Here is a 22,289-nt window from a genome sequence, read left to right as displayed (position 1 = left end):
TTGCACGAAAGCGTGCCGTCCCCGACGCTGGCGGTTCGTTGTCTGTACGTCACGAAAGACGGTTCACCGACACGCCGCCCAGCCTCGCTTCTATGGAGCTTCCACACCACGCCTCAGTATGTGGCCGTGAGCTGCGGCAGGGGCGCTCTGGCCTTGTCGTCGGGGCATTGACCTGGCCCGCGTCAGGGCGCAAGCCGGTGCAGCCGTCACGCGGGGATGCCGAGTTGGCCACGTCTCCATTCGGGAGCGGGCGGCCTGTGCGTCCTTGTCTTGTTGTGAATCCTGGCGGTGGCGCGGCTGCGCCTTGTGCTTGATGGCCGCAACCTTGCAGCGAAAACAATTTCCCCTGCGCTGCGCGCATTCCTCGCGGGACAAATTCTTTTCGCTTCCAGGTTCTCCACGTTGTTGCGACCGCTGTGCGGTGCGACCAGCCCATCCCCCGCCGGCCGGATCACAACAAGGACGCACTGGCGCGACCTTGTTCAACCCGAAAGGAGAAACATCATGGCTAACATCGGCACCTTCACCGCAGAGAAAGACGGCTTCACCGGCACGCTTCGCACCCTGACGCTCAACGTCAAGGTCAAGCTGGTTCCCAACGACAAGGGCGACACCGAGAACGCCCCCGACTTCCACCTGCAAGCGGCTGGCCACGAAGTCGGCGCAGCGTGGAAGAAGACCAGCGAGGCCGGGCGGGAATACCTGTCCGTATCCATCGACGACCCTTCGTTCCCGGCGACGGTCTATGCCCGCCTGATCGAGAACGAGGACGGCACGCACGACCTGATCTGGTCGCGCAACAAGCCGAAGGCGGCCTGACAGCCGCTTACCGCGTCCCGCCCACTGCGGCGGGGCGCGATGCTGCTGATCGCAGCACCGCACGCGCAGGATTTCTGCTGCTGCCGCGTGCTGGATACGCCCGTCACGGCGGGCCTGCATGCGTGCCTTGTGGCTCGCAATCCGTGTCAACGAGCGGTGTGTGGCGTGTCGGCGCTGTAAGCGCCGCCGGGCTTTCGGGCTTCGCCCCGTGCCGGCAAGCCGTCACGGCCATCCGGCTTCAATCCCTCACGCCTTCGCGCCTGCGGCGCTGCGCGCTCCGCTTGCTGCAATTCAGTACCACACGCCAACGCGCTAAGGCGTGTCGGGCTCTTCCAATATCGCCCTGAGTTCCTGGCGCACCTGTGCCAGCAATTCATCAGCTTCGCGGGTGCTGTCACCGGCATAAGCCAATGTGAGCAGCGTGAGCGGATGCACTTCCATGACCTCGCACAGATCGGCCAGCTTCTGGATGGTTGGGCTTTTCAGGTCGCGCTCCAGCGTGCTCATGTAGGTGCGACTGGACACGTTGGAGAACGCTTCCTGGCTCAAACCACGCGCCTTCCTTACCGTCCGAATCGCCGCTGCCAATGAGTTCTTCGCTGCCACCTATGGTTTCCCCAAAAAACCAAGATGACAGCCCATTGCGCCCTATAGGACTACAATCTATAGTGTTCATTTGGTGGTGATGTTTTCCTTTTCCGTGCTTTTACGGAGATCCGCATCTGCGGATTTCCTCAGACCCAGGGAACCGCATCCGTGTCTTTCCTGACTTCCACCAATACGCCTTCGTGCCTCTCCGCTTTTGCGGCTTCGTGCGCTTGCGCATACGTGCATCCGTCCGCAGGCACAGATGCGCCTCGGCGATTGCGTGTGTTCGTGGAAGGGGCGCGGCCTTGACCACGCTTGTCACCGAGGAAGACCGGGTGCACCTACTGGCCCACGGCCTCACCCGCGCCGCAGGCCAGGAATGTGACCCGCTGCCCGTGGTGCGCCTGTTCACACCGGACGCACATGCGACCTGGCTATTGGCCGCGCTCGATCCGACCGATGGCGATACGGCCTACGGCCTGATCGACCTCGGGATCGGGATGCCTGCCCTGGCGACGGTGAAGCTGTCCGATCTGGCGTCCATCGTCGGGCCGCTCAAGCAGCCCGTGATACGAGATCGGTATTTCCAGCCGACGCGGCCGCTGTCGGAATACGTTCGACTGGCTCAGGAAAACGGTTCGATCACCGATTGACGCATTCCAGCGCGACCAGGCAAAAAGTATCGCATTGTGACTATTTCGGTCTTAGCCAAGACCTGGCAAGTCTTGATCCGCATGCTTGCACCAGGGTGGTGCGCTCCTGACCAAAACAGTCATGATGCCAGGCGCGAGATTCGGCACGGTGTTCAATGCTGCACCCCATTTCCGGGCGGTGCAGTCGTCGCATTTAGACGATTTCGGCAATGCACTGGAGCGAATCTGTCTTGACACCAGCAGTTAAAGCGTAACCCGAGTTTGATGACCACTTGATGGCGATTCGATAGCTCCCGCACAGCGGAATTGTGGCGACGTTCCCAGAAACAGGGAGGTTTCGCCATGACTGACCGCAGCAGCCAACACTGGTATCCCACGGCCGCGTATCTCTACACGCTGCACCTCGATGGCCCAGCGCTGGCTTGGGAGTATTTGCGCAGGAATCCAAGCTACCGGCGCGACTGGCTACGCCGGCGTCGCAAGCCTGATGCGGCGCAGGCCTGGGGCCTGCGCCTGCTGGAAGATCCCGGCCTGGATGCGCGCGACGCACATCCTGCTTGGTTCCCCGATCACGATGCCGTGGTGCAGCTATACCCCGACGCCGACCCACCACCCGATGCGCATACCTTCGAGTTCTGGCGCATTCCTGGGCGCAAGCAACTGACCCACGACGGCAAGCGCCTGGTGCTCGTATCGCATTGGCCAGGCTGCTGCGTTCGGCTGGCACTCGCACCCGACCTGGAAGATGGTTCGGCCTATCTCTACGCCACACGCGCCTGCGCCACGCCCTGTGCGCGCTACCGCACGCTCGCTGCGAAGCTGGATGCGCTATCTGCCGCAACCGTGGCCACGCCTGTGGCAACAGCCCGCTCCCGCCCCACGCCCGCCGCGCTGCTGGAACTGCATACCTTGCAAGCGCTCGACGCGACCCTCGCGGGAGCCTCCTTGCGCGAGGTGGGCGAAGGTCTGTTCGGCGCGGATGCCGTCGCGGCCGACTGGCACAAAGACAGTGCATTGCGTGCCCGCGTACGGCGGCTGGTACGCCGCGGCGATGAGCTGATGCACGGCGGCTACCGCCGACTAGCGCAGCTTCCAATGTTCCCGTCGCATTAGGGGGGACGTTTCTCGACCCGTGCGAATCGTCCCTTAGCAAGAAGCCTTGCTTTCTTGAGAGTGCCTCTATCCGGCCGCGTGGTGTGGCCGGGCTTGATGGAGGTACATCCCATGCGACCTGCTCCCTCGCGGCCTGCCGCCGCTGCCGTCACTGCGACCTCGCAGCCTCAACGCTACCTGACAAACGACGAAGCCGCCGACTACCTGCGGCTGTCGCCGCGCACGCTGGAGAAGCAGCGGGTGATCGGCGGCGGCCCCAAGTTCCGCAAGTTCGGCCGCCGCGTCATGTACGCGGTGTCCGACCTCGATGCCTGGGCCGACCAGCGCAGCTACGAGGCCACGTCCGATCCCGAATACGCCGAGCGCCACGCGGGCGACTACCGTGATGGCCGCTGATCGTCGGCGCGTGGGTGGCCTTCGCCATGTCCAGCCCGCCAGGGCAAGCCTTGCCGCAGCGCGAACAGCTCGATCTGTTCCGCGCGCTGCCGGGCGACATGGCGCCACGCGATTCCCAGGACTTGATGGCCTTTCCGTTCTTCTCGCTTGCCAAGTCGCGGCGCACGGCGCCGATCGACTTCCGCAGCGGGAACGTCACCATTCGCGTGGAAGGCACGCAGGAGCACGGCATCGCAACGATATGGGATGCCGACGTGCTGATATGGGCCGCCTCGCAGATCGTGGAGGCGCGCGACGCGGGCCTGCGCCCGTCGCGCTGGATACGCGCCACGCCTTACGAGATTTTGCGCTTCATCGGGCGCGGCACGTCCCTCAACGACTACCAGCGCCTGAAGGCCGCCCTCGACCGGCTGCAATCGACCACGGTGGCCACGTCCATCCGCGAAACCACGGGAAGGCGCTTGCATCGCTTCTCGTGGATCAACGAGTGGAAGGAACTCGCCGACGCCAGCGGCACCCCGCTGGGCATCGAGCTGATCTTGCCGGACTGGTTCTATGCCGGCGTGCTCGACGCCGCCCTGGTGCTGACCATCGACCCGGCCTATTTCCGCTTGAAGGGCGGTATCGAACGCTGGCTGTACCGCCTGGTGCGCAAGCATGGCGGGCGGCAGGAGCACGGCTGGCAATTCGACTTCCGACACCTGTACCGCAAATCCGGCAGCGCGGCCCGCTTCTCGGACTTCGCCTACGACGTGCGCGCCCTGGTGGCGCGGCAGTCGTTGCCCGGCTACGTCCTCGGCATCGAGCGGATGCCGGACGACAACACCGAGCTGCTGACCTTCCGGCCCGTGCCGCACGCGGCACGGGGATAACTGCGGGAGAACCTGTGGACGGCCTCGTGCTATCAGGAGTACCGGGTATCGTGCTATCAGGAGTACGACCCTCGTGCTATCAGGAGTACGAAAACGCCGGAAAGCCAACAACGGCGCGGGTTTGCGTTCCCTCTAACTTACCTAACAAGAAATACATAACTTTTAGTAGAAGCGCGCCGTTTCGGTGGACAACCACGAAACGGCACGGCCAGGCCGGCTTTCCAGCTCGGAGGGCCGCGCCATGATCTTCGCGTTTCTCAACCAGAAAGGCGGCGTCGGCAAGACCACGCTCGCCACGCACATCGCCGGCGAACTGGCGATGCGCGGCCTGCATGTCATCCTGCTGGATGCCGACCCGCAGGGGTCATCGCTCGACTGGACGCAGCGGCGTAGCCAGCAGGGCCTGCCCCGTCTGTTCAGCGCCGTGGGCCTTGCCCGCGAAACGCTGCATCAGGAAGCGCCAGAACTCGCCAGGCGGGCCGATCACATCATCATCGACGGCCCGCCGCGCATCGCCGCCCTCGCGCGTTCCGCGCTGCTGGCGGCCGAGCGCGTGCTGATCCCCGTGCAGCCCAGCCCCTACGACGTATGGGCTTCTGCCGAGATGGTCGCACTGATCCGCGAAGCACAGGTGTTCCGGCCAGCGCTGCGCGCGGCCTTCGTCATCAACCGGCGCGTCAGCACCACCATCATCGGCAGGGAGGCACGGCAATCGCTGGCCGAACAGCCGCTGCCCGCGCTGCGCTCGGAGATCCACCAGCGCATCGTCTTTGCCGACAGCGTAGCCGCTGGCCGGCTCGCCCGCGAAACCGCGCCCGACAGCGCCGCTGCCCGCGAGATCGCCGCGCTCACCGACGAACTGCTGCGGTGGCCGACATGACTGGGAAGCCACCACCACGCAGCAAGCGCGTCGGCATCGGTGCGCGTCCCCCAGCGAATCCGCACGCCGAAGCGTGGATTCGCCAGGGCGACGCAGATGCCGTGCAGAAAGGCGACCTCTACACCGCTCGACTGACGCTCGACATCACGCCCGCCATGCGGGCGCGCATCAAGGTGTCGGCCTTCACGCGAGGCGTGACCGTAGCCGAACTGCTGCGCGACCTGCTGGAGCGGGAGTTTCCCCCGGAGGGCACGCCGTGAACGCATCCGCTTCGACCGCCCACACCCCCAAAGCAAGTGCGCCCACGGCTGCGCCGCCGCCGGCGCCTTCGACACTCGCCGGCCAGGCCGGCAACGTGCCGCTGACGCGCGTGGCGCTGGCCTACATCGAACCGCGCTTCAAGCTCTACCTGCGCTTCGGCGAACCGGCGCGCACGCTCCAGCTCGACCGCTGGCGGCGCTGCGCCGTGTTCCTGCCGAACGCGGTTCTGTGCCGCATCCGTTGGCAGGCCAACGACTACGGCACGATCCGCTGGCAGCTCATGGTGATGCAGACCGCCACGCCGCTGGACGCCGTGCAGCGCATCCCCGGCGTGCAGCCGGGCGCGCGTCTGCTGCTGCACGCCGAAGGCGATGCCAACGTGCGCGCCGTGCTGGAACGCATCGACGGCATCGAGGCGCTGGGCATCGCAGCCGCAGACACATCGCCCGCGTACTGGCGCACGCTCGCGAACCGGCTCGCAGCGCGCTCGGCGCTACCCACATACACCGCAGAACGGCACGCCGCCTGGCTGGCCGGGAGGGCATTGCCATGACCACGATTTCCACGACCGGCCCCGTGCCGCATCCTCGCTCGCGCCTGCGCGCTCGCCTCGTGCTGGCAGGCTTCGCCACCGTCGGCCTCGCTGCGCTGGCCTGGGCGGCGTTCGTGCAGCCCCTGCCGCGAATGGCCTACAACCCGTCCGACAGCGTGGCGGTCGGTTGGTATCGCATCGAACCGTTCGACCCGCGCACCGCCTCGCGGCCACGTCCGCTGTCCGTGGACAGCATCGTGCTGATGCCGCTGCCCGACAGGGCCGCCATGCTGGCTGCGCAGCGCGGCTACCTGCCGACCCGCGTTCCGCTGCTCAAACGTGTGGGCGCAGTCGCGCCACAACACGTTTGCATCGTCGCCGGCCAGGTTCGCATCGACGGCGTGCCGGTGGCCGCCGCCCTGCCTGCCGACCGGCTGGGCCGGCCGCTGCCATCCTTGCAGCTTTGCCGCCGTCTCCAACCGGGCGAACTGTTCCTGTTGAGCGCGACCAACCCGGCGTCGTTCGACAGCCGCTATTTCGGGCCGGTCAGCGCGTTCGCCGTGATCGGCGTTGCGCATCCGATCTGGCTGGAGACACGTCCATGATGGCCGCCGATTCGCTGCACTTTGCCGCGCCTCTCATCGTGCCATCGGGCATGTCGTTCTACTGTTCGTCGCCGTGTCGTCGCGCGTGCAGTGCGGGTGCATTCGCACCGCACTTCGCGCTGCCTTCGGCGCAGCCGCCCAACGTGCAGGCGTCTTGCCTCGAACGCGCCTGGCCTGCGGCCATTGGCGTGTTCGCCGGCGGGCTGGCTGCTCGTGCAGCAGCGCCGCCGGGCCGCCGATGCCCGGAGCGGGAGCGAGGGGCAAAGGCGGAAGGCAAGACAAAAGGGTTCGGCACTCTGCCGCCCGCAAAGCCAGTCTGCACGTGGGGGTGGCGCGGCACGGCGCGGCTTCGCCGCCGTGCCGCGTGGGGCGCGAGGCACGCGCCGATGCAGGCATGTCCGCGTGCTTCGCACGCTCGGACACGCCGGAGCTTGCAGGGAGCACAGCCATGACCGACCGCGGCGACCATGATTTCTGGGTGCGCCCTGGCGCGCCGAAGAACCGAGGCAAAGGCCAGGGCCAGAGCTTCGTTTCCAAGGTGCTCAAGCAGGCTGGCAAGGCCAGCGGCGGCAAGTCGGCGGTGCGCCGTCCTACCGCTGGCGGGAGCGGCCAGCACGCCGGCCAGCGGCCCGGCTCACGGCTTGGACGCGGCCATACGGCGGCGCGCTTCGCAGGCGCAAAGCTGACCCCTATGTCACGGCGCGTGACCATCAAGACGCTGCTGGTCAACCAGCGCAACGCCAGTCCGCAGTCGCTCGCCAAGCACCTGCGCTACATCGAGCGCGACGGTGCCGGCCGGAACGGCGAGCCGGGCCGTGCCTACGGGCCGCAGACCGACGAAGCCGACCTCGATGCCTTCAAGGAACGCTGCCAGGACGACCGACATCATTTCCGCTTCATCGTCTCACCTGAAGACAGTGCGGAGCTGGACGACCTGCGCACCTACACCCGGCACCTGATGAACCGGATGGAGGCCGACCTGGGGACGCGGCTGGATTGGGTGGCGGTCGATCACTGGAACACCGACAACCCGCACACGCACCTGATCGTGCGCGGACGCGACGATACCGGCAAAGACCTCATCATCGCGGGCGACTACATCGCCCACGGCTTCCGCCATCGCGCCGCCGAGCTGGCGACGGAATGGCTGGGGCCGCGCACCGAACTGGAGATCCAGCAGACCTTGCAGCGCGAGGTGGAGCAAGAGCGGTGGACGAGCCTCGACCGCACGTTGCAGCGCGAGGCCGGCGAGGATGGCCGGGTGCAGATCGAACGCTTCAACGAACCCCGGCTGCAACGCCAGCGCCTGCTGCTGATCGGCCGCCTGCAACACTTGCAGCGCCTGGGCCTGGCCGACGAGGTGCAGCCCGGCACCTGGGCCGTCCATGCGGACGCGGAGAAGACCTTGCGTGCCCTGGGCGAGCGTGGCGACATCATCCGAACGATGCAGCGGGCCATGAGCGGCAAGCCTCGCGAGCTGGCGGTGTTCGAGCCGGGCGACGACGGCCGCACTATCGTCGGTCGCGTGGCTGCTAAGGGTCTGGCCGACGAGCTGCACGACCGCGGCTATCTGGTCATCGACGGGTTGGACGGCAAAGCCCACTACGTCGCGTTGGACGCCCGCGACGAGCTGGCGAACTATCCCATCGGCGCGGTGGTGGAGGTACGCGGTTCCGCCGAGGTGCGGGCGGCCGACAAGAACATCGCCACGCTGGCGAGCAATGGCCTGTACCGCACCGATCACCACCTGGCGATCGAGCAAGGCCGAGCCAAGCCCGGCCGCGACCCGCAAGAGGCTGTGGCGGCCCATATCCGCCGGCTGGAAGCCCTACGGCGGGCCGGCATCGTGGAGCGCGTGGCCGAGGGGTTATGGAAGGTGCCGGACGACTTGGCCGAGCGTGGCCGCCAGTACGACGCGCAGCGGCTGGGCGGCGTGGCGGTCGAACTGAAATCGCATCTGCCGATTGAACGGCAGGCCCGCGTCATCGGCGCGACCTGGCTGGATCAGCAGTTGATCGGCGGCGGCAAGGGACTGGGCGACCTGGGCTTTGGCGGCGATGCTAGGCAAGCCTTGCAGCAGCGCGCCGACTTCCTCGAAGAACAGGGGCTGGCCCAGCGGCGCGGGCAGCGGCTGATTCTCTCCCGGAATCTGCTGGAAACGCTGCGCAATCGGGAGCTGGCGCAGGCCGCCCAGCACATTGCCGCCGATAGCGGATTGGAGCATCGGCACGTCACAGACGGGCAGCGCGTAGCCGGCATCTACCGGCGCTCGGTCATGCTCGCCAGCGGTCGCTATGCGCTGCTCGATGACGGCATGGGATTCAGTCTGGTGCCTTGGCGGCCGATAATCGAGCCACGACTGGGGCAGCAGATCGCCGCGACTGTACGCGGCGGCGGTGTGTCATGGGAGGTTGGACGGCAAAGAGGTCCTGGGATTGGATCGGGGCCGTAGGCTGTCGTACCGAGTTAAGGTGTCGAGCAGCGTTTTGGCCCTAGCTTCTGTGCTCCGTTAAGACGACTAGTCTGTGCTTATCGACGACGCTGTGGGTGCATGGTTGCTTGCCAATTCCGGTGCAACTCGCAAACGCGCTGCCCCGACCTGAACTGCCCATTCAACGATCTGCCCGGCCAATATATCCGTGGCGACACCGAACGCGCTCACCACATCGGCCTCTCGCTTGCTGCCTGTGGCTTGGATTGCTTCGAAGCGTCTACTGGCAATAGCAGTCCGTTTGGCCGGATCGACCAGTTGCACATCGAGCCGAACCGCGGCGATCGCTTCAGTGCCGCGGTATTCGAGCTGGAACGCCCGCAGCGTACTGCGCAACTCCATATCGGCGCTCATTGGGGTGCTATCGGTAATCACGGAAGTCGACCGCCCATCGCGCATGAAGGCTTCGACGATTCGGTCACGCAGCAGCACCGGTGCGGGGTCGGCCCAACGCACTCCTTGCCAAGCCGACAAGCGACCATCGGGCTGCGCAATGAACAGCCGCTCCGAATCCAGGACGCGACTACTCTCAGGGGCGTAGACGCGCAGCGCCCCGGGTCCCGGAACGGCGCGCGGCGTACTCTCCGCCTGGGCGATGTGATAGTCGGGCAATTTGTAGGTGACCATTGGAGCTGCTTTGGGAAGCACACTGCACGCGGACAAGCCGAGTACTAGCGTCATAGTCACGGCAGCGACGGGAATCATCCTGGCGGAAGTGTTCACGGCTTGGTTTCCTCAATGTTCTCTCCACCGAGCAGGTATTGCGCCGGATTGCGATCCAGTCGGCGCAGCACGGTGTTTAGATTGGCCAGCGCCTGCTGGAGTTCGTGCATGGCAGGACCTGTGGCGGCCAAGCCCTGGTTCAGCGATTCCTGATTGTTTTGCAGTAGCGTCTCAACCCTGAAAGCGGCGCGTTCGAGGGATGCCGTTGCATCACGCGTGTTCACCATGATTTGCTTACCATCGTTATTTAGTAGCAGGTTGGCATCGCGAAGAGTGCTATTTGCTTGGCGCACGGCAGCTGTCGATTCTCTGCTTGCTTCGGTCAGATTGCTGATTAACGTCGCGATCTCGGCCCTCTGGTCAGCGACCGCGCCCGTGGTCTGTTCAAGATTCACCAGACTGCGGTGCACAAGAGCCAAATTCTCCTTCGACAGTAACTCCTGCGTGCGCAGCAAGATGCCGTTGAGTGTCGTCATGCTGTTCCCCTCACCGGAGACCAGGGATGCCATCGCCGAACGTGGTGCGAGGATCAACGGTTCCTCGTCCTCTCTCCGATCCAGCAATGGCACGTTTGGCCCACCGTCGCTCAACTCGATCACCGCGTTGCCGGTAATTCCCGTGATGACCAATTCAGCGCGGGTATCCTGCCGGACCGGGATGGTGGCATTGATGCGTACGCGCGCTATCGCCCGCCTTGGGTCTCGCGGTGAAAGAGAAAGTGCAACGACTTCGCCAATCGTGATTCCGCTGTACTGAACCTGGCTGCCGGGCGTAAGCCCGGTCACTGGCTCATCGAACATAATCCGGTAATACTGGTAATCGTGGTCGGAACGTGTGTCGCTGAGCCAAAGCGCGAAGCCAATACCAATCGCACCGAGCAGCACGACGAACAGACCAATGAATACATGATGGGCACGTGGTTCCATGATCAGACCACCTCGTTCTCAGAGTTTAAATATTGCGTGCGCCCAGCCCAATGCGTGCGCGACGGAAGAATGATGCAGATGCGGAGGGGTTTCATGGCTGCGTCTCTTGGCTGGAAGCACCAGTGGCCTGTGCGGCCGCACGGCCACGGGGGCCGTGAAAGTATTCCTGTATCCACGGGTGCTTGAAGCGCTCGACTGCCTCGATGCCGTCGTTGATGAGTACCTTCTGGTTCGCCAGGACCGCGACACGGTCGCATATGGTGTACAGCGTATCGAGGTCGTGGGTTACCAGAAACACCGTGAGGCCCAGTGCATTGCGCAGGGTCAGAATCAATTGGTCGAAAGATGCAGCCCCGATTGGATCCAGTCCTGCGGTGGGTTCGTCAAGAAACAGGATGTTCGCATCAAGCGCCAAGGCTCTCGCCAGTGCTGCTCGTTTCACCATGCCTCCGGACAACGAGGCCGGATACTTGTCTCCCGCTCCGGCAGGCAACCCCACCAAGCCCAGCTTGCTTCTTGCCAAACGCTCGGCAAGAGGCCGCGCCAGACCGACATGCTCGATCAAAGGAAGAGCGACGTTCTCCAAGACGGTCAGCGATGAATACAACGCGCCCTTCTGGAACAGAATGCCGAACCTTCGCTCCATACGCGCGCGCGCAAGCCATTGGGCTCGCAGTAGGTCGCGCCCCCCGATACGGACCACGCCCGAATGCGGCTTCTGCAGCCCGACGACGCTACGCAAGAGCACGGATTTCCCGGTGCCTGACCCTCCCACCACGCCAAGGATTTCCCCGCGCCGCACGTCCAGGTCTAGGTCCTGATGGACCTGCTGGGTTCCAAACCTGTTGTCCAGGCCGCGCACTTCAATAGCGTGTCGCACACCGTTGTCGGTGTCTTGCTTCACCGCGCTCACCAGCCCATCTCCATGAAGAACAGTGCAGCGATGGCGTCTATCAGGATCACCATGAAGATTGATTGCACGACACTAGACGTCGTGTGGTCGCCTACCGACTCAGCGCTACCGGCGACCTTGAACCCTTCATGGCAGCCGATAGCGGCGATCATCACCGCGAAGAGCGGGGACTTGCTCATTCCGACAAGAAAATGGCGCACCTCGATTTTTTCCTGCACGATGGCAAGGAACTGTGCGGGAGGAATTTCCAAGCTCAGTGCGCATACGGTGGCGCCGCCCGCAATGCCAGCCAAGATGCCTACTAAGGTGAGCAGTGGCAAGGACACAAGAAGCGCCAGCACGCGTGGCAGCACCAGTAACTCGATGGGGTCGAGCGCGTTGGAGCGAAGCGCATCGATCTCTTCATTTGCCTTCATCGAACCGATTTGGGCGGTGTACGCGCTTGCGGTACGGCCTGCAATCAATATGGCCGGGAGCAGCACTCCGAACTCGCGCATGAACGAGAAGGCGACCAGATGCACCGAGAAGATGCTCGCACCGAAGTTGGCCAGCACCGTTGCTCCCAGGAACGCCACCACCATTCCTACCATGAAGCTCAGTAGCGCCACGATGGGAATGGCGTCCACCGCTGATCGCTGGATTTGAGCGATCACCGAGGTCGCGCGCCAGCGACGCGGGTGACGAACGGTACGGCTCCATGTTTCGATGATCTGGCCCACGAACCCGGCCAGACCAAGACACGCACGACAGCCCTGTTCCAAGGTCAGGCCTATGCGTCCCAGACCGCGGAGCAGAGGATTCCCGCTCACCGCTGCTTTCTCCGTCTTCTGCTGATCGGTAGCAGCGGCGGCCAGCGCTCTCATTAGGGCGAGGCGATCCGAGGACAGATTTGGAGCTGCCTCCGGCCGGTCGAGTATCGAGTCTGGCCCGAGAATTTCCACCAGCAGAGCCGCGCCGGCGGTGTCCAGTCTCTGGACTTGCGTCCAGTCGAGTAAGGGAGTGGCGTACCCCTCGGCATGACTGATGCGGGCGGCGGACACGGATTTTGCCAGACTGGCGTAGTGCTCTATCGTCCAGTCGCCACCCGCCAGCCATTTGTGATCACCGCCGACCATGGCATCCTGCCGGAGCCAAGCCTGTGAAGCGTTGCTCATGGCTGCGTGTCCCGCCAAGCGCTGTCGATGCGCTCGATGCAGTTCGTGATCGCCGCTTTGGCATGACCCAGCAATGTGTACGAACCGGCGAACTCTTTAATGACGTTGCCGCGCTCGAAGCAACTGGCGGCAGCAACCCGGCGTCCCGTCCTTAAATCGACTGCTTCGAACTCTAGGCTGGCACCACCCGTCGTCACGGGTCCAACCAGCAGGGTCGTCATTGCATTGACTGCCCGATTCGGTGTCTGCAGTTCGGTGACCGCTACACGCACCCGAACCTGTCCCGCGCCACCTGGGGGGGCGGGACTTTTGCCTTCCTGGCGTTTCAGTTCGCTCGTCACATGGTCTAGCACTTCGCGCTGCTGCGCGTCATCGAGCCCATCGATGCGACCCGAGGCGGTCTTGATCTGCGCTTCTTCCACCACGACAGCGGCATAACGCTTGGGCTCGAATCCCGCTGCGCGGTACATCAGTACGTTCTCGTATCGTGTCGGCGATAACTTCTCGTAGTCGCCGAGAAATCCGGAGCGCGTCATGCTGTTGGTCGCGCATCCAGAGAGCGCGCCTGCTACGCAAAAAAAGATGCCGCCGCGGATCAATGCAGTTTTGCTCTTCATAATGGGTCTCCTTGATCAAACGAAACTAAGACAGGCAATGCCTGCTGCGATGAGGGCGGTGCCAGACCAGCGCGTTACCGATGCGACATCGCCTAGTAGGAGGGCGCCGACGCCCAAGTTTCCAAGTAGCCCGATTCCTGCCCAGGCTGCAGAGGCCGCGCTGATCGGAATCCGCTTGAGCGCGAACCACAAAAGTGCGCCGCTGGCCGCCATGCACGTCACTGCCACACAGAGGCCGACCCAGCGCATCGGACCGCCCGCCGTGATGGCCCGCAGGCCCAGTGGATAGCCCGCTCCTAGAACCCCTGCGGCAATGACAATCGACCAGGATTTCCAGATCAGCGGATGGGTGCTGAATCGCATAAGCCTAGCGAGACATACGCATGAAGCGTGGGTGCATACGAATTCTGAGAATGCGCAGCACGCGGCGGCTCGCAAGAGACTCATGAGCGATCTCCATGCGCGGTGGCGACACTCAGGTTCCACGGCCCAATTCGCTTGATTCCAAACAGGACTTCGTAAAGCAGCGGAATCAAGCCCAACGTCACCAGCGTTCCGAGTGCCAGCCCACCGATCATCGCGATCGCCATCCCTTTCCATAATGGTCCGGAGAAGAGCATGAGTGGCACCAGTCCCGAAATGCAGGTGACCTTGGTCATCACGATTGGACGAAGCCGTTGTATCGCGGCCCCAACCAAGGCTTCATGGCGTGGCAGGCCTTCCGCTAGCCCCTGGTCGATGCGTTCCAGCAAGAGCACGGCGTTGTTGACAATGATCCCGAACAGGGCCAGTACGCCGAAGGTCGCCATGAAGCTGAAAGGTGTGCCGGTCAGCTTCAGAGCCAATACCACGCCGATAAGCGTGAAAGGGATCGTCGCGAGGATCACACCGAGCTTGCGGAAAGAATTGAACTGCCATACGAACAGCATCAGCATCGCCAGAAATGCGAGGGGCATGTAGGTCGACAGCGCGGCGTTCGATTCGGCGGCTTCCTCGATCTCGCCGCCAAGTTCAACCGAGTAGCCCGCGGGCAGGTCCAGGGCAGCGACGCTAGGCGCCAGGCGGTTGATGATCTCCTGGGCGGTGTAAGAGGTGTTCTGTCCTTGCACGGTGATCGTGCGGATGAGATTGCGCCGTTGGATGACCGAGGGCTCGCTCGCGAGCGATACGTCTGCGACCTGAGCCAGCGTCACCGCTGGACCGCCGTTGGTGGGATAGATGAGCGTCGCGCCTACGTCTGCCGTGCTGCGACGCTCGCTTACGATACTGCGCAGGACGATCGGGACGGAGGTGTCACCGTCGCGAATAACCGAGATCGATCTGCCGCTGTAGCGGACATCCAGCCCGCCAGCGATGTCTTCAGTCGTCACGCCCGCCCGACGCGCGCGGTCCTGGTCGACCCGTACGTCGATGCGGCCAACGCGCGTATCCCAATCGTTCTTGACGTTGATGGTGCCGGGCAGCTTGCGCAGCGCTGCTTCGATTTTGGACGCGGCCCCCAACAATACCTCCTCATCCGGACCGCTGACGCGATAAATGGCAGTCCCTGACTCGGTCGCACCGAGCGAGAAACGCTTGGGCTCGGCGCGCACGTCGCCATGTGCTTGCGCAAAGTAGCTGCGGGTGCGGGCGAGGACGGCGTCGATGTCGCTCTTCGGCTTCAATGTGACAACGAAGTACGCGATGTTCGATGCCGGCAGTGGTGGATTCAGGCTAAGGATGAAGCGCGGGCCACCATCGGCGACGTAGCCGATGTGATCGGAGACTTCTGGATTGATGTTCGTGTCGCCCAGCCAACCACTGATCTGCTTCACGCGGGCGAGCGTTTCGCGCGAGTCGGTACCGGGGGCGAGCTGCACCGGAATCTGGAACTGAAGCCGGTCGGACTTGGGCATGAAATCGTACGGCAGGGTGGTGAAGCCATACAGCGCAATGGCAAGCGCCGCGATCATCGACGCTACATAGACCGCCTTATGGTGGAGCACCCACTCCAGTACGCGCCGGTAGCCACGGTAGAAGCGGGTGTCATAGGCGTCGCCCTGCTCCTGCTTGTGATGGGGTTTGGCGAAGTGGTAGCACAATAGGGGCGTGACAGTCAGGCACAGCAGCCACGAAGCGAACAACGTCAGTGCCAGCACGACCACGAGATTGTGCAGATACTCGCTCGTGGCGTTCTGGCCAAAAAAGAACGGCGAGAACACGATCACGATCACGAGCGAGGACGTGAGCAGCGGAATGGCGAGCGTGCGGCCCGCCTCGAGGCAGGCATGCTTACGATCTTCGCCACCGGCCAGGCGGCGTTCGATGTCTTCGGCAATCACAATGCCGTTGTCCACCAACAAGCCGAGCGCAATGATGATGGCGCCCATCGAGACGTTCTGAAGCTCGATGTTCATCGCGCGCATGACGATGAGTGCACTGAGGATCGTCAACGGCACGATCATGCCCACGATGATCCCGGTGCGCCAACCGAGAAATAGCACGACGACACCGAGGACGACGATGATCGTCTCCATCATGACGTGGTTCATTTTGCCCATCTCGTGCTTGACGACATCGGCCTGGAAAGTGACGTATGACAGATCGAAACCCGCCGGCAGCAGCTTCTCCTGGTCTGCAACCCGTGCTTTGAGCGCTTTTCCGAACTGCTCCACGTTCTGACCGGAGGCCATCGAAACCGCCATGACGACAGCGGGCTGGCCTTTGTAGATGGCAGCAGATTCCGGCGGATCGGCTGGCCGCACACTCACCTGCGCCAGTTCACCCAATGCGATCGTCGGCACGGGCGCCGTACTACTTTGCGGTCGTGGCAGCGCGATCGGCATTGCTCGCAGGGAGGGAGCGTCACGCACTTCGCCACTGACCGCCAAGGTTGCATTGATGCCGCCGACAACAATTTGTCCACCCGAAGCGACGACGTTCTGTTTGACGAGTTGGTCGATCACCCCCTGTGGTGTCAGCTCCAATCGCGCGAGCCTAGGCCGATCGAATTCGAGATAGACGCGCTCTTCCTGCAGGCCGTAGAAAGTGATGCGCTCAATACCAGGCACGGTGTACAGGCGGTCGCGCATCTGCTTGAGCGCGACGCGCATCTCGCTCATGGAGTAACCTGGTGCAGTGACCGCAATCGAGGCAACCGCGACGCGGCCGAAGTCTTCGTCGACGAAAGGCCCCATCGTGCTCTGTGGTAAGGCATCCTTCGAATCGGCGACCTTGGCCCGGACGCGCTGCCAGATCGGTGCCAAGTCGGTGTAGCGGTCCCAGATCGTGACCTGGATCATGGCGCTGCCTGCGCGCACGGTGCTCGTCACGCGCTTGACCTCTGCCAGTTCGCGCAAGCGCTCCTCGATCGGCCGGGCAATGAGTTGCTCAACGCGTTCGGCGGGCAGCCCCGGGTTCAACGCCGTGACCATCGCATCGCGGACCGTGACAGTCGGCTCCTCCTGAGAAGGAAAATTCAGGAAGGTCGCGATGCCGGCGACGAAAATGATGAGCGCTACAAAGTAGGTAAGTCGACTGGCGCGCAGCGCCATCTCGGTGATCTTCATGATGAAGTAACCTGGTGGATCGCGTTAGCGCTTGGTCAATTGAGTGGTGGCTTCCAGTGGTGTCACTGGCTGTCCATCGGTGAGCCATCCTCCTCCGGCGGCAACCACCGTCTCGCCGGGCTTGAGTCCAGCGAGGACGCGCGCGCTGTCTCCTTCCTGTACCGGCGTGAAGCGCACCGCGCGACGGTGCACCTTCTTATCTTCAGGGGTGTAGACGAAGACGGAAGCCTCGCCCGGCTTCGTGCCGAGCACCAGCGAGGCATAAGGTATGGATACAGTCTCGGGCCGAGAGGTCTTGGAGGTTGCCGCAGGTGCGTCGAGCACGACCTGTACGGGAATACCTGGCCGAAGTGCGCGCGCTTGCGCGTTATCTTCAGGCACTAGCACCACGGGTAGGAGCGAGCCATTTTCGGCGCGCAGACCGACACGACGTACCACCGCTCGGATTGGTTGTTCGGCTCCGCTCCAGCTCAGTTCTGCGCGTTGGCCGACATCTATGTGAGGTGCCTGTGTAGTAGACGCGTTCGCGATGATCTCAGTGCCACTGCGCACGCCGTCGACCTGAAATACCGGCGCACCAGCAGCAATGTCGGTGAACGCCAAAGCCAGCTTTTCCGCCACGACACCATCGAAAGGAGCGACGATCATCGTGCCACGTTGTGCTCGTTCGGCCAGGCCAAGCGCCGCCTTGGCAGTGCGCGCTTGACCCTCTGCGACCGCTAGCTGCGCCTTCGCGCTCTCGAACGCAGCAGGGGAGATGACTTCGCTTTCGAGCAACCGGCGCTGTTGATCTGTCTGTACACGTCGATCCATCAGGCCGGCTTCGGCGGCCGCCAGGGATGCTTGCGCTTGTGTCACGCGAAGCCGGTCAGGTTGCGCATCAAGTTCTGCCAGGACTTGGCCGCGGGAGAACCGTTCACCCACGTCGACGTTCAACTTGGCGATCCGTCCTCCTGTTTCAAATCCTAGGATGCTGCGCTCGGTTGCTCGCGCCGAGCCAGTCAATTCGATGCGAGAGCTATGCGGGAGATCCGACTGCGCGGCGGCGAGCTTCACTGCGCGCGGAGGCTCGGATACGGTGGATTGCGAGTTTCCGCACCCTGAGAGCAGAGTCGAAATGGATAGTGTGCAAGCAACCGCCAAGGAGCGCGGTGCGCACGCGGTCATGACACCGCTACGGACGCGACTCATGTGCGTCCTTTTGCCGGGACAAGTTCGAGATGGCCCGAGGCGAGATCCTGGAGCGCCCGAAAGAAATGCCGCCGCTCTGCGGGTGCGAGTATTGGCAAACCCAGAAGATCGGCGAACAGGGCGCCATCCAATGCCAGCATGATGAGTGCCGCGGTCTCGGTGCCACGCGGGGATCGACGCACGCGTTCGTACTGCACGCGGTACCACTCGCGCAGTGGGTCGAGAAGTATTGGATCTTCCGCAGCTGCCGCGAGCAGCGCTGCGCCCATCTTCTGCATCTCGTCGTCGGGCATCGCTTCCACCTGGCTCGACAGCCAGGAGTCCGGATCTCCGGCAAACCTGCGCTCGTGATTGGCTTGTACCGCGTCGAACGCCCGGATCATCTCGTCGATCAGTGTCACGAACAAATCGCGTTTGGTCTTGAAGTGATAGAGAAACGCCCCTTTGCTCAACCCGGCCCGCACAACGACGGCGTCCAGTGTCAAGCGACTGGCACCTTCCTCCAGCACCAGTTCGCGGGCGGCCTGCAGGATGCGGTCGCGAGTTCGCTGGGCTCCTTGCTGGAGGCCGGGCTGCGCATCGGCGCTGCTATGGGCAGTGGACGGGGGGGGCAACTTTGTTTTCGCGCGGGGCGGCATGGTCGTGCTCCAAAAAAGCTTGAGTCATATACAGTCCAGACGGTATAGTAGAAGCCATACAACAGTCCGTCAAGACTTTTTCGGAACGCAAGGAGCTGCCATGTCTCAAATTCTTGAACGCTATCGCCTCATTGCCATGATTTCTCCGCTACTGCTTCTTGCGGCCTGCAGCCATGCCCCGCACTCTGCCGATCCACCTCGCCTGGATGTACCGGCCCATTTCTCAAATGAAGAGGGAGGTGAAGGCATCTTGGACAAATCGTCCCGCCGTACTCTTCCCGTCGATTGGTGGACGGCCTACGGCGATCCGCACCTCAATGCCTTGGTCCGGGCGGCGCTGGAGCGCAATACCGAACTGACGATTGCGCGAGCGCGCGTGGACGAGGCATCGGCCGCCACGCGGCGAGCACGGGCCTCCCTGCTCCCCTCGTTGTCCGCGGGCACGCAGGCAACTCGAGGACGCGACTATTCAGAGAACGTTGCAATCGGCAATGATGGCCGCGCCACGTTGTCCGCATCGTGGGAGGCAGACCTGTCGGGACGGCTTTCGCAGGCAGCAGAAGGTGCGCGCCTGGATGCGGTGGCAGCCGAACAAGCGTGGGTTGCCACGCGGTGGCAGGTCGCGTTTGAAACAGTGTCGGCGGCTGTGCAGCAGCGCCAAGCCAGTGAGCTCGAAGCGCTAGCCGCGGCGCGGCTGGCATCCGCAGAACGACTCGTCTTGCTGATGCAACGGAAGTTCGAGGCCGGACAAGCTACCGGCTTCGACATCGAGCGTACCCGCGCCGGCGTCGTCGCACTGCGCGTGGAGCAAGAGCAACTGCGGCGTGCGCGCGGCGAGGCGACGCATGCACTCGATGTACTAGTGGGACAAACGCCCGGAGCGCCTGCAGCTTCCCCAACTCTTGCGTCGCTCGCCGTCCCGGACTGGACACCGACACGCATACCTGCGGACCTGCTGAGTGAGCGGCCCGACGTGCGCGCCGCCGAAGCGAAGTTCGCCGCCGAAACCGCGCGCTGGAACGCAGCCGAAGGCGAACGCTTCCCCAGGCTGGTGTTGGACCTGAGCGGCGGACGGCAGCGCGTAGAGAGTGTGGGAACCCGCATCACTGGAAACATTTTTTCACTTGGGGCCGGGGTGTCGTTGCCGATCTTCGATGGTGGCGCGATCCGTGCCGGCATCGAGACCGGAGAGGCGCGCAGCCGAGCTGCCCGTGCGGAGTTCGAGCGCACTTTGTTGAGTGCTTTGCAGGACGTAGAGAACGCATATCTCGGTTGGCATACGCAGCACGCAGCACTGGAGCATCAGGCCGAGGGTGTCGCAGTCGCGGAGCGTCAGCTCGATCGCAGCCGACGTCTGTTCGAGGCGGGACAAGTGGACGCCACGGTGGTGGCCGAGGCTGAGGCCGGGGTGCTGTCAGCGCAGGCTTCGCTGATCCGCACGCGGGCCGAGACAGCCATGCAATGGGGCGTCCTGGCAAAAGCATTATCCGGCTCTCCTGTTTGATCGCAGAAACATGCTGGAGCAGCTTGCGAAGGCTAGCTAAATAGCGTGACGCAAGGCGAAGGTGGTGAGGCCTGAGTGATGAGGAATGCGAACATGGAAATTCGACACCTGCGCTACTTTCTGGCGGTGGCAGAGGAGCTGCACTTTGCCCGAGCCGCAGAGCGCCTCCACATAGAGACATCGCCGCTGTCGCGCGCCATCAAGGAACTTGAGGAAGAGTTGGGCGTAGCGCTATTTGCGAGAACCACTCGGAGCACCCGCTTGACTCGTGCGGGCAGGCTCTTCTTTGAGAGCGTGCCGCGTGTCTTCGCAGCTTTGCAGCAGGCGCGCGACAGTGTGAACGCCGCAGCCAATGGCTTTCATTGCCAGCTCCGTATTGCATTGTCTGATGGAATCACGCCATCGCGCCTGCCTGCGTTGTTGGCGCTCTGCCGGCAGGAAGAGCCGGAAGTGGAAGTTCGCTTCTTCGAGGTGCCTTTGGCACAGCAAATCAAGGGATTGTGTGGCGAACTGTACGATCTCGGCTTCGCTCAATCGGATGAAGTCGGCGAAGGCATCATCGCCGTGCCGGTGTGGAGTGACCCTCTGATGGTAGCTGTGCCCGCACGGCACCCCTTGCTATCCCACAAACAGATTCCCCTAGAAGAGCTGTTGCGGTATCCGCTGGTGCTCTGCGACGCGGTGGCGTGTGAGGGCCATGCTCGGCAAGTTGAACGGGTGCTACGTCGCGTGGACATAGAGCCACTGATTGCCGAACGCGTGACTTCCAGCGATCTAATGATGGTCCTGGTTTCGGCGGGACTTGCACTAGGCCTCACAGGAGGCGCGCATATCACAGCCAGCAGGGAACAGGGGGTGGTCGCACGGCCGCTGACTGGACGTTCGCCAATGCTCACGACCTATCTACTACGGCCGGCCAGCGAGCCGTCAGAAATGCTGACTCGCTTCATGGAACGCGTTCATTCGATCAAATCTCCAGATGCCAAAGGTCGGCGGTAAACCATCACACAATCTCCCAAAGAAAATTAACCATGAAGAAGATTGCTCTCATATTGCTTTCCTCGACATTGGCAGCCTGCAGCCCATCTGGGAAACCAGATAAAGCCAACCTTCCGACAGTCGATGAATTAGCGCTCAATCCTGAGCGTCTGAAAGAGTTGCGCAAGCAATGCAAGTTGGATCGACCAATGCTGGGCGACCAACTATGTAACCGGGTTGCCGAGGCTACGCGAAAGCGCTTTTACGAAGATGGCGATGTGCCCCACACCACGCCTAAAGAGCCGCCGAAGTTCTAAGCTGGTGGTCATGCCGGAGTATGTATGCCGGATATGAAAAATTTGAAGGAGAATCGCAATGGGTTGGATCTATCTTGTTTTGGCTGGATTGTTTGAAATCGGATGGCCGGTCGGGCTGAAAATGGCGCAAGAGCCAACATCGCGTTGGAGTGGGGTCGCAGTAGCCGTCTCTTTCATGACAATTAGCGGCGCCTTCCTATGGCTTGCTCAGCGTCAGATACCGATTGGGACTGCTTATGCGGTGTGGACGGGTATCGGAGCGGCGGGAACTTTCTTAGTCGGAATTCATTTCTATGGCGACCCAACCTCCCTGATGCGATACCTTGGCGTGGCGTTGATCATCCTGGGCGTTATCACGCTCAAGTTATCGAGTTGATCGCTAGCTCCATTGGTAGCGTAGTCGCTAGGCGACCCAGCTCCCAGAGTGGATCGGGCGCTGGGAACTCGTACGGTCACCTCCTCTCTCTAGTCGCTATGTGACGAGCTTGCCGGCGCCTCGGGAGAGTTCGAGCCAGTGCGCGTAAGGCGGTGGGAGCACCCATTCCGGGTGGCTCCACCTTCAGTGCCTGC

24 protein-coding genes are annotated in these 22,289 nt (G+C 63.1%); 14 read left to right on the top strand and 10 right to left on the bottom strand.

All coding sequences use genetic code 11. The features are described 5' to 3' along the window. Positions 1 to 504 precede the first annotated feature (504 nt). A complete protein-coding gene (locus BLV47_RS16865) occupies positions 505 to 819 on the top strand; it encodes a DUF736 domain-containing protein (protein ID WP_001273857.1) in 315 nt (104 codons plus the stop codon). 312 nt (positions 820 to 1,131) lie between these two features. On the opposite strand, the gene BLV47_RS16860 is transcribed toward BLV47_RS16865, so the two are convergent. After that, positions 1,132 to 1,425 (bottom strand): helix-turn-helix domain-containing protein, encoded by a 294-nt coding sequence (locus tag BLV47_RS16860; RefSeq protein ID WP_006379425.1) that lies wholly within the window; start codon positions 1,423 to 1,425, stop codon positions 1,132 to 1,134. Between the two features lie 287 nt (positions 1,426 to 1,712). Between BLV47_RS16860 and BLV47_RS16855 the strand changes: the two genes are divergently transcribed. The 9 genes from BLV47_RS16855 (at position 1,713) to BLV47_RS16805 (ending at position 9,171) form a co-directional block, all read left to right on the top strand. Then, positions 1,713 to 2,060 carry a DUF2958 domain-containing protein gene (locus tag BLV47_RS16855; RefSeq protein WP_016487838.1) on the top strand — a complete coding sequence of 116 codons (348 nt, stop codon included), beginning with the start codon at positions 1,713 to 1,715 and terminating at the stop codon, positions 2,058 to 2,060. A gap of 342 nt (positions 2,061 to 2,402) precedes the next feature. Beyond that, positions 2,403 to 3,173, top strand: coding sequence for a DUF2285 domain-containing protein (locus tag BLV47_RS16850; RefSeq protein ID WP_003092318.1), 771 nt, complete (start codon positions 2,403 to 2,405; stop codon positions 3,171 to 3,173). Positions 3,174 to 3,284: 111 nt separating this feature from the next. Next, positions 3,285 to 3,569 (top strand): helix-turn-helix transcriptional regulator, encoded by a 285-nt coding sequence (locus tag BLV47_RS16845; RefSeq protein ID WP_001247107.1) that lies wholly within the window; start codon positions 3,285 to 3,287, stop codon positions 3,567 to 3,569. Positions 3,570 to 3,595: 26 nt separating this feature from the next. Then, positions 3,596 to 4,441 (top strand): replication initiator protein A, encoded by an 846-nt coding sequence (locus tag BLV47_RS16840; protein ID WP_022652188.1) that lies wholly within the window; start codon positions 3,596 to 3,598, stop codon positions 4,439 to 4,441. A gap of 241 nt (positions 4,442 to 4,682) precedes the next feature. Further along, positions 4,683 to 5,321 (top strand): ParA family partition ATPase, encoded by a 639-nt coding sequence (parA, locus tag BLV47_RS16830; RefSeq protein WP_003092312.1) that lies wholly within the window; start codon positions 4,683 to 4,685, stop codon positions 5,319 to 5,321. Further along, positions 5,318 to 5,581: a hypothetical protein gene (locus BLV47_RS16825; protein ID WP_000147048.1), complete on the top strand. Its 264-nt coding sequence runs from the start codon at positions 5,318 to 5,320 to the stop codon at positions 5,579 to 5,581. The genes parA and BLV47_RS16825 overlap by 4 nt, the downstream gene beginning before the upstream one ends. Beyond that, the gene (locus BLV47_RS16820) at positions 5,578 to 6,135 is read left to right on the top strand and encodes a DUF2840 domain-containing protein (RefSeq protein WP_023093372.1); all 558 of its coding nucleotides are present in this window, start codon (positions 5,578 to 5,580) and stop codon (positions 6,133 to 6,135) included. The genes BLV47_RS16825 and BLV47_RS16820 overlap by 4 nt, the downstream gene beginning before the upstream one ends. Then, on the top strand, positions 6,132 to 6,719 hold the full coding sequence (locus tag BLV47_RS16815) for a S26 family signal peptidase (protein ID WP_003092304.1): 588 nt from the start codon (positions 6,132 to 6,134) through the stop codon (positions 6,717 to 6,719). The genes BLV47_RS16820 and BLV47_RS16815 overlap by 4 nt, the downstream gene beginning before the upstream one ends. A gap of 448 nt (positions 6,720 to 7,167) precedes the next feature. After that, entirely contained in the window at positions 7,168 to 9,171 is a 2,004-nt protein-coding gene (locus tag BLV47_RS16805; protein ID WP_000132148.1) for a relaxase/mobilization nuclease domain-containing protein, read from the top strand. A gap of 66 nt (positions 9,172 to 9,237) precedes the next feature. Here the strand turns inward: BLV47_RS16805 and BLV47_RS16800 are convergent, their stop codons facing one another. The 9 genes from BLV47_RS16800 to BLV47_RS16760 all read right to left on the bottom strand — a co-directional run bounded on the left by BLV47_RS16800 (position 9,238) and on the right by BLV47_RS16760 (position 18,920). Next, the gene (locus BLV47_RS16800) at positions 9,238 to 9,837 is read right to left on the bottom strand and encodes an ABC-type transport auxiliary lipoprotein family protein (protein WP_003124411.1); all 600 of its coding nucleotides are present in this window, start codon (positions 9,835 to 9,837) and stop codon (positions 9,238 to 9,240) included. Between the two features lie 92 nt (positions 9,838 to 9,929). Further along, positions 9,930 to 10,859 (bottom strand): MlaD family protein, encoded by a 930-nt coding sequence (locus BLV47_RS16795; RefSeq protein WP_000433686.1) that lies wholly within the window; start codon positions 10,857 to 10,859, stop codon positions 9,930 to 9,932. Between the two features lie 91 nt (positions 10,860 to 10,950). Continuing rightward, a complete protein-coding gene (locus BLV47_RS16790; protein WP_024944155.1) occupies positions 10,951 to 11,763 on the bottom strand; it encodes an ABC transporter ATP-binding protein in 813 nt (270 codons plus the stop codon). A 5-nt stretch (positions 11,764 to 11,768) separates the two neighbouring features. Beyond that, complete coding sequence (locus BLV47_RS16785) at positions 11,769 to 12,926, bottom strand: MlaE family ABC transporter permease (RefSeq protein WP_000063629.1); 1,158 nt, start codon at positions 12,924 to 12,926, stop codon at positions 11,769 to 11,771. Beyond that, on the bottom strand, positions 12,923 to 13,543 hold the full coding sequence (locus BLV47_RS16780) for a DUF3313 family protein (RefSeq protein ID WP_000837791.1): 621 nt from the start codon (positions 13,541 to 13,543) through the stop codon (positions 12,923 to 12,925). The genes BLV47_RS16785 and BLV47_RS16780 overlap by 4 nt, the downstream gene beginning before the upstream one ends. Before the next feature lie 15 nt (positions 13,544 to 13,558). Next, a complete protein-coding gene (locus BLV47_RS16775) occupies positions 13,559 to 13,906 on the bottom strand; it encodes a DMT family transporter (protein WP_038421338.1) in 348 nt (115 codons plus the stop codon). An 80-nt stretch (positions 13,907 to 13,986) separates the two neighbouring features. Continuing rightward, a complete protein-coding gene (locus tag BLV47_RS16770; RefSeq protein WP_003092293.1) occupies positions 13,987 to 17,091 on the bottom strand; it encodes an efflux RND transporter permease subunit in 3,105 nt (1,034 codons plus the stop codon). Positions 17,092 to 17,115: 24 nt separating this feature from the next. Beyond that, a complete protein-coding gene (locus BLV47_RS16765; protein ID WP_225984323.1) occupies positions 17,116 to 18,147 on the bottom strand; it encodes an efflux RND transporter periplasmic adaptor subunit in 1,032 nt (343 codons plus the stop codon). 131 nt (positions 18,148 to 18,278) lie between these two features. Next, positions 18,279 to 18,920: a TetR/AcrR family transcriptional regulator gene (locus tag BLV47_RS16760; protein WP_092315377.1), complete on the bottom strand. Its 642-nt coding sequence runs from the start codon at positions 18,918 to 18,920 to the stop codon at positions 18,279 to 18,281. Positions 18,921 to 19,020: 100 nt separating this feature from the next. Here BLV47_RS16760 and BLV47_RS16755 point away from each other — a divergent pair, with 100 nt between their 5' ends. The 4 genes from BLV47_RS16755 (at position 19,021) to BLV47_RS16740 (ending at position 22,095) form a co-directional block, all read left to right on the top strand. Next, positions 19,021 to 20,424, top strand: coding sequence for an efflux transporter outer membrane subunit (locus BLV47_RS16755; RefSeq protein ID WP_000078291.1), 1,404 nt, complete (start codon positions 19,021 to 19,023; stop codon positions 20,422 to 20,424). Between the two features lie 93 nt (positions 20,425 to 20,517). After that, positions 20,518 to 21,423 carry a LysR family transcriptional regulator gene (locus tag BLV47_RS16750; protein ID WP_000405670.1) on the top strand — a complete coding sequence of 302 codons (906 nt, stop codon included), beginning with the start codon at positions 20,518 to 20,520 and terminating at the stop codon, positions 21,421 to 21,423. A gap of 32 nt (positions 21,424 to 21,455) precedes the next feature. Continuing rightward, positions 21,456 to 21,719: an EexN family lipoprotein gene (locus tag BLV47_RS16745; RefSeq protein WP_000717310.1), complete on the top strand. Its 264-nt coding sequence runs from the start codon at positions 21,456 to 21,458 to the stop codon at positions 21,717 to 21,719. Positions 21,720 to 21,777: 58 nt separating this feature from the next. Next, a complete protein-coding gene (locus tag BLV47_RS16740; RefSeq protein ID WP_000539741.1) occupies positions 21,778 to 22,095 on the top strand; it encodes a DMT family transporter in 318 nt (105 codons plus the stop codon). Positions 22,096 to 22,289: the final 194 nt, after the last annotated feature.

It is taken from the genome of Pseudomonas saponiphila, from assembly GCF_900105185.1.
Classification (GTDB): Bacteria; Pseudomonadota; Gammaproteobacteria; order Pseudomonadales; family Pseudomonadaceae; genus Aquipseudomonas; species Aquipseudomonas saponiphila.
This window is presented reverse-complemented; position numbering and strand designations above follow the sequence as displayed.

Bases quoted from the DNA above. Each gene is read 5' to 3' on its own strand.
- BLV47_RS16850 (WP_003092318.1), top strand. From the start codon at position 2,403: ATGACTGACCGCAGCAGCCAACACTGGTATCCCACGGCCGCGTATCTC.
- BLV47_RS16865 (WP_001273857.1), top strand. From the start codon at position 505: ATGGCTAACATCGGCACCTTCACCGCAGAGAAAGACGGCTTCACCGGC.
- BLV47_RS16760 (WP_092315377.1), bottom strand. From the start codon at position 18,920: ATGCCGCCCCGCGCGAAAACAAAGTTGCCCCCCCCGTCCACTGCCCAT.
- BLV47_RS16840 (WP_022652188.1), top strand. From the start codon at position 3,596: ATGTCCAGCCCGCCAGGGCAAGCCTTGCCGCAGCGCGAACAGCTCGAT.
- BLV47_RS16740 (WP_000539741.1), top strand. From the start codon at position 21,778: ATGGGTTGGATCTATCTTGTTTTGGCTGGATTGTTTGAAATCGGATGG.
- parA (WP_003092312.1), top strand. From the start codon at position 4,683: ATGATCTTCGCGTTTCTCAACCAGAAAGGCGGCGTCGGCAAGACCACG.
- BLV47_RS16845 (WP_001247107.1), top strand. From the start codon at position 3,285: ATGCGACCTGCTCCCTCGCGGCCTGCCGCCGCTGCCGTCACTGCGACC.
- BLV47_RS16825 (WP_000147048.1), top strand. From the start codon at position 5,318: ATGACTGGGAAGCCACCACCACGCAGCAAGCGCGTCGGCATCGGTGCG.
- BLV47_RS16750 (WP_000405670.1), top strand. From the start codon at position 20,518: ATGGAAATTCGACACCTGCGCTACTTTCTGGCGGTGGCAGAGGAGCTG.
- BLV47_RS16815 (WP_003092304.1), top strand. From the start codon at position 6,132: ATGACCACGATTTCCACGACCGGCCCCGTGCCGCATCCTCGCTCGCGC.
- BLV47_RS16775 (WP_038421338.1), bottom strand. From the start codon at position 13,906: ATGCGATTCAGCACCCATCCGCTGATCTGGAAATCCTGGTCGATTGTC.
- BLV47_RS16780 (WP_000837791.1), bottom strand. From the start codon at position 13,543: ATGAAGAGCAAAACTGCATTGATCCGCGGCGGCATCTTTTTTTGCGTA.
- BLV47_RS16770 (WP_003092293.1), bottom strand. From the start codon at position 17,091: ATGAAGATCACCGAGATGGCGCTGCGCGCCAGTCGACTTACCTACTTT.
- BLV47_RS16745 (WP_000717310.1), top strand. From the start codon at position 21,456: ATGAAGAAGATTGCTCTCATATTGCTTTCCTCGACATTGGCAGCCTGC.
- BLV47_RS16785 (WP_000063629.1), bottom strand. From the start codon at position 12,926: ATGAGCAACGCTTCACAGGCTTGGCTCCGGCAGGATGCCATGGTCGGC.
- BLV47_RS16805 (WP_000132148.1), top strand. From the start codon at position 7,168: ATGACCGACCGCGGCGACCATGATTTCTGGGTGCGCCCTGGCGCGCCG.
- BLV47_RS16795 (WP_000433686.1), bottom strand. From the start codon at position 10,859: ATGGAACCACGTGCCCATCATGTATTCATTGGTCTGTTCGTCGTGCTG.
- BLV47_RS16755 (WP_000078291.1), top strand. From the start codon at position 19,021: ATGTCTCAAATTCTTGAACGCTATCGCCTCATTGCCATGATTTCTCCG.
- BLV47_RS16800 (WP_003124411.1), bottom strand. From the start codon at position 9,837: ATGGTCACCTACAAATTGCCCGACTATCACATCGCCCAGGCGGAGAGT.